Source organism: Streptomyces sp. NPDC045967 (assembly GCF_056430495.1).
Window position 1 is genome coordinate 20,401 of the sequence record NZ_JBWKLE010000014.1, and the last position, 6,773, is coordinate 27,173.

General features: G+C 73.0%; 8 protein-coding genes. 4 read left to right on the forward strand and 4 right to left on the reverse strand.

The features are described 5' to 3' along the window. Nucleotides 1–173 precede the first annotated feature (173 nt). The gene (locus AC07FY_RS24135) at nucleotides 174–653 is read left to right on the forward strand and encodes a hypothetical protein (protein WP_479009495.1); all 480 of its coding nucleotides are present in this window, start codon (nucleotides 174–176) and stop codon (nucleotides 651–653) included. Between the two features lie 198 nt (nucleotides 654–851). Here AC07FY_RS24135 and AC07FY_RS24140 read toward each other — a convergent pair whose 3' ends face one another. Further along, nucleotides 852–1,244: a hypothetical protein gene (locus tag AC07FY_RS24140; protein WP_479009498.1), complete on the reverse strand. Its 393-nt coding sequence runs from the start codon at nucleotides 1,242–1,244 to the stop codon at nucleotides 852–854. 95 nt (nucleotides 1,245–1,339) lie between these two features. Between AC07FY_RS24140 and AC07FY_RS24145 the strand changes: the two genes are divergently transcribed. After that, nucleotides 1,340–1,777 carry a PASTA domain-containing protein gene (locus AC07FY_RS24145; RefSeq protein WP_479009501.1) on the forward strand — a complete coding sequence of 146 codons (438 nt, stop codon included), beginning with the start codon at nucleotides 1,340–1,342 and terminating at the stop codon, nucleotides 1,775–1,777. A gap of 117 nt (nucleotides 1,778–1,894) precedes the next feature. Here AC07FY_RS24145 and AC07FY_RS24150 read toward each other — a convergent pair whose 3' ends face one another. After that, complete coding sequence (locus AC07FY_RS24150) at nucleotides 1,895–3,025, reverse strand: NADH:flavin oxidoreductase (RefSeq protein WP_479009504.1); 1,131 nt, start codon at nucleotides 3,023–3,025, stop codon at nucleotides 1,895–1,897. 195 nt (nucleotides 3,026–3,220) lie between these two features. On the opposite strand from AC07FY_RS24150, the gene AC07FY_RS24155 reads away from it, so the two are divergent. Next, on the forward strand, nucleotides 3,221–3,730 hold the full coding sequence (locus AC07FY_RS24155; RefSeq protein WP_479009742.1) for a MarR family winged helix-turn-helix transcriptional regulator: 510 nt from the start codon (nucleotides 3,221–3,223) through the stop codon (nucleotides 3,728–3,730). Nucleotides 3,731–3,749: 19 nt separating this feature from the next. Here the strand turns inward: AC07FY_RS24155 and AC07FY_RS24160 are convergent, their stop codons facing one another. Beyond that, nucleotides 3,750–3,884 (reverse strand): hypothetical protein, encoded by a 135-nt coding sequence (locus tag AC07FY_RS24160; RefSeq protein ID WP_479009506.1) that lies wholly within the window; start codon nucleotides 3,882–3,884, stop codon nucleotides 3,750–3,752. 328 nt (nucleotides 3,885–4,212) lie between these two features. Then, a complete protein-coding gene (locus AC07FY_RS24165) occupies nucleotides 4,213–4,977 on the reverse strand; it encodes an alpha/beta fold hydrolase (protein WP_479009509.1) in 765 nt (254 codons plus the stop codon). Nucleotides 4,978–5,315: 338 nt separating this feature from the next. On the opposite strand from AC07FY_RS24165, the gene AC07FY_RS24170 reads away from it, so the two are divergent. Next, the coding region (locus tag AC07FY_RS24170) for an APC family permease (RefSeq protein ID WP_479009512.1) at nucleotides 5,316–6,773 on the forward strand (1,458 nt) is incomplete at its 3' end.

Sequence of the window (6,773 nt, forward strand, 5' to 3'; positions counted from 1 at the left end):
CCTAGCAGGCCGGCCGGAGGCCGAGGGGGTGGCACCTGCGTGCATGCTGCCTCTGCTGGGCCGTGTCGTGCCGGGTCGGGTCGGGTCGCGATGCACGACGCGTTCTGATGTGTGACGACGGGCCTGCGTGCCGATGCTGTTCGACATGAGCACCGGGAAGGCAGGTAGGGCTGATGGACGCACAGATCACCACGGCGCTCATAGGCGTTGCCGGAGTCGCCGGCACGGTGGGCGGGACCGTCCTCGGCTCGAGGCTTCAGGCCCGCGGCGGCCGAGCTCAAGCCGAGGCGGCCCGCGACGCCGCCGCCACTGCTGCTCAGGCCGCACACGCCCAAGCCGTACGGGAGCGGGTGTGGACGGTGTTGCCCGTCTACCTGCGGGCAGCGAGTGAGTTCGTGGACGCCGTGGAGCGCCATGTGCAGGTGGAGGCGATGGCGGAGGTCCAGGCGGCCCGACGGGCGTTCGATCTGGCACACGCCGAGGCGGAGCTGGTGGTTTCCGAGGAGATGCGTGAGGTCTTGGCCGCCCTGCGCGGCTCTCAGAACGATTTTCCTGCAGGTCGACCGCGCGTGGGGGCGGAGCATGCGGGCGCGGCACGCACTGGAGCAACTGGAGCAAGCCGGGGACGCCGCTGCCTGCCGGGCCATGCGTGAGCTTCGCGATCTGGAGAGGCCCAGTCGACCGGGCTGGGGACCCGCCCCGCAACCGGAGAGGCGACCCGATCCGGGACCGGCCGTCGCTGCTCTCACGGAGGTGACCGCCCTTGCGCCCGCACACCGATTCCTGCTGATCGGAGCCGCCAGGCACGACCGGACGGCCCCGACCGCCCGTCTGGAGCACGCTCGCGAGACCTACCGGCAGGCACGGCGGGCGGTCATCGACGCCACCCGGTACGGCGCTGGGCACCAGCACCCCCGCCCCCGGGGCCTGACCACTGATGACGTGGCGTCAGAACGCATGACCGCCTCGGCGTCGGCCGTCGGTGCCGTGAAGGAGATCAGGTAGGTGGTGTCCTGGAAGCTCTTGTGCACCGCCCCTTTGACCTCGGTGGCGCCGGTTGGCATCCGGACACGCATGAACCCTGCGGCCTCGGCGGCACCTTGGCCCTCGACCCGGACGGGTCCCCCGCTGCGGGCCTTCGGCGCGCCACTCCTGCTGTCGGCGCAGGCACTGGCCGACAGGGCCGGCAGGACCGTCACCACGCCGGAGGCGATACGGGTGCTGAGGGGGCTCGTACGGTTCACCGGTTTTCCTCCTCAACCCGGTCGCGCGGGCGCGTTCGTGTCACAGAGCGGTCACAGTCGGTACACGGCGCCTCGGGCACCGACAGCATGGCGTGATGCGCACCCACCACATCGCCCTGCTTGCCGTCGCCTGCACCCTCGCACTCAGCGCCTGCGATCCCCAGCCCGCCGGCACCGACCCCGCCCCGGCCCCCGCCGCCCCCACCAGCGCGACCGCCGGCACGGCGCCGGCCACCTCCGCACCGCCGAGCAGTGCTCCCACCCCCACCGCGGCGCAGAAGGCGGCGCCCAGCGCGACGGTCTCGAAGCCCGTACCGAATTTCGTCGGGCAGGTTCTCCAGACCGCTCAGGACGGGGCGCAGGCACAGGGCTTCTTCTTGCTGTCGTCGCACGACTCGCTCGGCCAGAACCGCAACCAGGTCCTCGACCGGAACTGGAAGGTGTGCAGTCAGAGCCCGGCCGCCGGCAGCAACGTCAGCACGGACACCAAGGTGGACTTCGGCACCGTCAAACTCGACGAAGTCTGCCCCTGAGCCCTGGCCCGGCCCCCTGCCACCTGCCACCTGCCCGCGCCCCGGGACCTCGGCGGGCGATGTCCCGGGGTGTTCTCGGAGCGGCTGTCCGGGCGGGTTTCGGCTGTCGGCTACCGGCTACCGGCTGAGCGACTTCAGAGCCGACGCGTCGTACGGCTTCAGCTCGTCAAAGCGGTTGGTGAGGACCTTCGCCGCCCACTGCGGGTCCTGGAGGAGGGCCCGGCCGACGGCGACCATGTCGAACTCGTCGCGCTCCATGCGGTCCAGGAGGTTGTCGATGTCGCCGAGCGCCGCGCCCTCGCCGGCGAAGGAGCGGATGAAGTCGCCGTCGAGGCCGACCGAGCCGACGGTGATCGTCGGCCGGCCGGTGAGCTTCTTGGTCCAGCCGGCCAGGTTCAGGTCCGAGCCCTCGAACTCCGGGAGCCAGTAGCGCCGGGTGGAGGCGTGGAACGCGTCGACGCCCGCCGCGGCGAGCGGGGCCAGGATCGCCTCCAGTTCCTGCGGGGTCTGCGCGAGCCGTGCGTCGTACGCCTCCTGCTTCCACTGCGAGTAGCGGAAGATCACGGGGAAGTCGGCCGCGACGCGCTCGCGGACGGCGGCCACGATCTCCGCGGCGAACGTGGTGCGGGCCACCGCGTCGCCGCCGTAGGCGTCGGTGCGGCGGTTGGTCCGCTCCCAGAGGAACTGGTCGAGCAGGTAGCCGTGGGCACCGTGCAGTTCGACGCCGTCGAAGCCGATCCGCTCGGCCTCCGCGGCGGCGTCGGCGAACGCGCCGATGACGTCGTCGAGGTCGGCGCGGGTCATCGCCTTGCCGGCTCCCTCGGTGCCGTCGACGCGGATGCCCGAGGGGCCGACGGCGGGCGCGTCCGCGTACGGCGGCTCGCCCTGCTTGCGCACCATGCCTATGTGCCACAGCTGGGGCACGATCGTGCCGCCCGCCTCGTGCACGGCCGCGGCCACCTTCGCCCACCCCGCCAGCTGGTCCTCGCCGTGGAACCGCGGCACGCGGTCGCTCTGCCCGGCGGAGTCGTGGCCGACGTAGGTGCCCTCGGTGACGATCAGGCCCACGCCTGCGGCGGCCCGGCTGGCGTAATACGCCTGCACGTCCTCGCCGGGCACGCCGCCGGGGGAGAACATCCGCGTCATCGGCGCCATCGCGATGCGGTTGGGGACGGTCAGGCCGTTCAGCTTGACGGGCCGGGACAGGATCTCGGCCGCGCGGGAGGCGGTGGGCTGGGTGACGGTCATGCGGGTCCTCCGGGTTGAGGCGGTGCTCGTCCGTAATGGTGAGGAGTGCATCATACACATGGCATGTATGATGCATATGTGCGCTTGCGGTGCAGGCGGCGCGGGTCCCGCCGGTGCGCCGGTTCACAGGTCCGCGATAATGGAGCGCCGTCAGGAGCGGGAGGCACAGTGCTGGAGAAGCTGGAACGGGAGCTGATGCTGCTCTCGCGGCACCAGGTGCTCGCCTGGCGCGAGCGCGACCCCGAGCGCCTGGAGCGGTCGGCGTACCTGCTGCTCAGCCGGATCGACGCACAAGGCCCCATGTCCATAGGACAGTTGGCGGACGCCTTCGGACTCGACACCTCGACCGTGAACCGCCAGACGGCGGCGCTGCTGCGCTGCGGACTGGCCGAGCGGGTCGCGGACCCGGACGGCGGGATGGCGCGCAAGCTGTGCATCACCGCGGAAGGCGGGCGCCGGCTCGCCGACGACCGGGAGGCCCACCGGTCCTGTCTGGCCCGGGTGGTCGCCGACTGGTCCCCGGAGCAGGTACGGGAGCTGGAGGACGTCCTGGTCCGCCTCAACCGCAGCGCCGAGGCCCTCGAAGGGCGCCACTGGCCGCGCCCGGAGGAAGACGGCATCCCCGCCGCCTGCGATGCGGCAGCCCCGCACGAGCCCTCGACTGCTGCGCGGCGTCCGCAGACACCTGCGGCTCCCGCCCCGTAGAAGTGTCCGGCGGTGGACTTCACGGGCACGGGCAGCCCGTCGCGTAGAGCATGAGGAAGACGGCCGTCGCGGCGGTCAGGCAGAAGCCGGTCGTCGTCACGGCGGCGAGGCCGAGAAGATCACCGACGCCCTTCGCTGCCCTGCGCACCTGCATGGCGCCTCCCCTGCCGACGGTCTCGCGCCCACGCCCGGCCAAAGCCCGCTGGGGAGGACTCGTGGCGGGTCGTACTGGTTGCTCCGCAGTAGTGGCAGGGACGCGCATGCCGTGCACGAGGACCAGGGGAAAGTCTCGACCGTTCCGGCGGTCCGGATTGCCGGGGCGGCCCGGGGCGGGCTGCATTCCGTGGGGCGGGACGCCGCTCCCGGTCGGCGGATCCTCGTCCGCCGGGGACGCCGTGACGGACAGGAGTGCCGGAGCCGCCGCGTACGGCGCTTCGACGCGGCCTTGGCGTCCTGGCCGGGCGGTCCACCGGTCGGCGGCCTCAGGTCGGTGTGAAGGTGCGGATCAGGGTGGCGACTGCGTCCGGTGCGCTGTAGTGGGCGGCGTGGGCGGCGGTGGGGATGTCGCGGGCGTGGCCGTCGGGGAGCAGGCGGGCCGCGCGGCGGGTCCAGGAAGTGGTGCAGACGGGGTCGTGGGCGCCCCGGAGCACCAGGGTGGGCGCCTGGGTCCGGGTCAGATGGTCTTCGAAGGACGTGGCGGCGTCCCGCAGCGCGTGGCGGAAGGACATCGCGCAGCGGACGGGGCCGGTCAGCAGGTAGTCGGCCACGGCCAGCGCGAGCAGGGGGAGCGGTTCGCGGGGTGCGTCGGCGATCAGGCCGCCGCACTGGCGCCAGGCGGAGGCACGGGGGTCGAGCGCCGGGCCCACCAGGACCGTGCGCCGTACCGAGTGGGGGTGGTGGGCGGCGAGTGCGGCGATGACCTGGCAGCCGACGGAGTTGCCGACCCACACCGCCGGGCCAGGGTGGATGTGCTGCTGCCAGCGCGCCAGGGTGGTGGCGAGGTCGTGGATGCGGGGGGTGCGGCGTACGGCGGCCCGTGAGCGGGCGTTGCCGGGGAGGTCGGGTACGAGAACGGTCGTTCCGCTCGCGGCCAGTCGCCGGGCGAGGGGCTCGAAGTAGCGGCCCGACAGGCCGAGTCCGTGCACCAGCACGGTGGGAGTGGTGTCGTCGCTCGGCGGCGGGCCGAACCGGCGGGTGAAGATGCCGGCGTACGTCGTCCCCGTCGTCCTCGTTGTCGCCGTCGTCACGTCGCCGCCTTCGTGCCCATCTTCGTCGCCTTCGTGCCCGTCGTCGTCGCCTTCGTGCCCTTCACGCGTCCACCTCGCTCGTCGACGTCCGTCCGGGTGGCCTCCGAGTAGCTGGTTTTCGGGGCTCCGGGGCTCCGGGGATCCGGGGCTCCGCGAGTGTGTCTGCACGCGTCTGCCCCCCTCTGATCGCGTCATCCTGCCGTATGGCGTCGTCGGGTCGCCGCATTTTTTGGAGAACACCCCGTTTGGGTGGGGTTTGCTCGGTCAGTAGAACCTTGTCCCGGGCGGCCGGAGCGTGCCCGGCCCTCCCGTTCCCCCGACAGAACAGTTGAGAACCCATGCCTTCGCGCCCCGCAGACACCGGCGGCGGGCACCAGCCGCTCCGGAAGGTCCTCACCACGCGCCTGCTCTACTTCTTCATCCTCGGAGACGTCCTCGGCGCGGGCGTGTACGTGCTGATCGGGGAGGTGGCGGCGAAGTCGGGGGGCGCCGTGTGGGTTCCCCTCACGTGTGCGCTGCTGCTGGCACTGCTGACCGCCGCTTCGTACGCCGAGCTGGCCACCAAGTACCCGAGGGCCGGCGGCGCCTCGTACTACGCCACGCGCGCCTACGGACCGGCGGCGGGGTTCTTCGCCGGCTACTGCATGCTGGCGGCGGGCATCGTGTCGGTCGCGGCACTCGCCCGCGGATTCGCCGGCGACTACCTCACCGCTCTCGTCTCGCTGCCGGTGGTGCTCGTCGCGGTGGTCTTCCTCCTCCTGCTGGCGCTGCTGAACGCGCGCGGCATCCGCGAGTCCACCCGGGTCAACACCGTCGCCACCCTGGTCGAGACGGGCGGCCTGCTGCTCGTCGTGGGACTCGGCGTGTGGATCGTCGCCCGGGGTGACGGCGATGTGGGCCGGCTGACGGAGTTGGGGACGGCCTCCGCGTCGCCCGTGGCCGCCGTGATGGCGGGAGCGGTGCTCGCCTACTACTCCTTCGTGGGCTTCGAGACGTCCGTGAACGTCGCCGAGGAGACCCTCGACCCGGCGCGGTCCTACCCGCGGGCCCTGTTCGGAGCGCTCGCCACCGCGGGGCTGATGTACGCCGCCGTCGGCGCGGCGGCCTCGGCCGCCGTGCCCACCGGCACCTTGGCCGCGTCCGACGGGCCGCTGCTGGAAGTCGTACGGGCGGCCGGAGCGGTACCGCCGAAGCTGTTCGCGTTCATCGCGCTGGTGGCGGTGGCCAACGGGGCCCTGTTGACCGGGATCATGAGTTCCCGCCTGGCGTACGGGATGGCCCGGGAGGGGCTGCTGCCCGCGTTCCTCACCCGCGTCCTGCCGACCCGGCGCACCCCCTGGGCCGCGATCGCGGCGACGACCGTCGTGTCCGCGCTGCTCGCCGCGACCGGCGAGATCGACGTCCTGGCGGGCACGCTGGTGCTGCTCCTGCTGGCCGTCTTCCTCACCGTGAACACGGCCGTCCTCGTCCTGCGACGTGACCCGTCCGGCACGGCGGGGCATTTCCGTGCGCCCACGGTCGTGCCCGTACTCGGGGCCCTGTCGTGCATCGCCCTGGCCACGCAGGTCGAGGGAAGGGTCTGGGCGCGGGGTCTGGTGCTGATGGGCGTGGGCGCGGTCCTCGGGATCCTCGTGCTGGTGCGTCGGGGACGGGGGCGGCCCGGGCAGGGGCGGCCGGCGCAGGGCCGGCCGGTGGCGGACGGGGGTGGGGGGGGGGGGGGGGGGGGGGGGAGGGAGGGGGGGGGGGGGGGGGAACCCCCCCCCCGGGAGGAAGGGGGGGGGGGTGGGCGAGCGGGA

Excerpts from the sequence above, each read along its gene's own strand:
- AC07FY_RS24135 (WP_479009495.1), top strand. The coding sequence starts at position 174 with ATGGACGCACAGATCACCACGGCGCTCATAGGCGTTGCCGGAGTCGCC.
- AC07FY_RS24150 (WP_479009504.1), bottom strand. The coding sequence starts at position 3,025 with ATGACCGTCACCCAGCCCACCGCCTCCCGCGCGGCCGAGATCCTGTCC.
- AC07FY_RS24160 (WP_479009506.1), bottom strand. The coding sequence starts at position 3,884 with ATGCAGGTGCGCAGGGCAGCGAAGGGCGTCGGTGATCTTCTCGGCCTC.
- AC07FY_RS24155 (WP_479009742.1), top strand. The coding sequence starts at position 3,221 with ATGCTGCTCTCGCGGCACCAGGTGCTCGCCTGGCGCGAGCGCGACCCC.
- AC07FY_RS24145 (WP_479009501.1), top strand. The coding sequence starts at position 1,340 with ATGCGCACCCACCACATCGCCCTGCTTGCCGTCGCCTGCACCCTCGCA.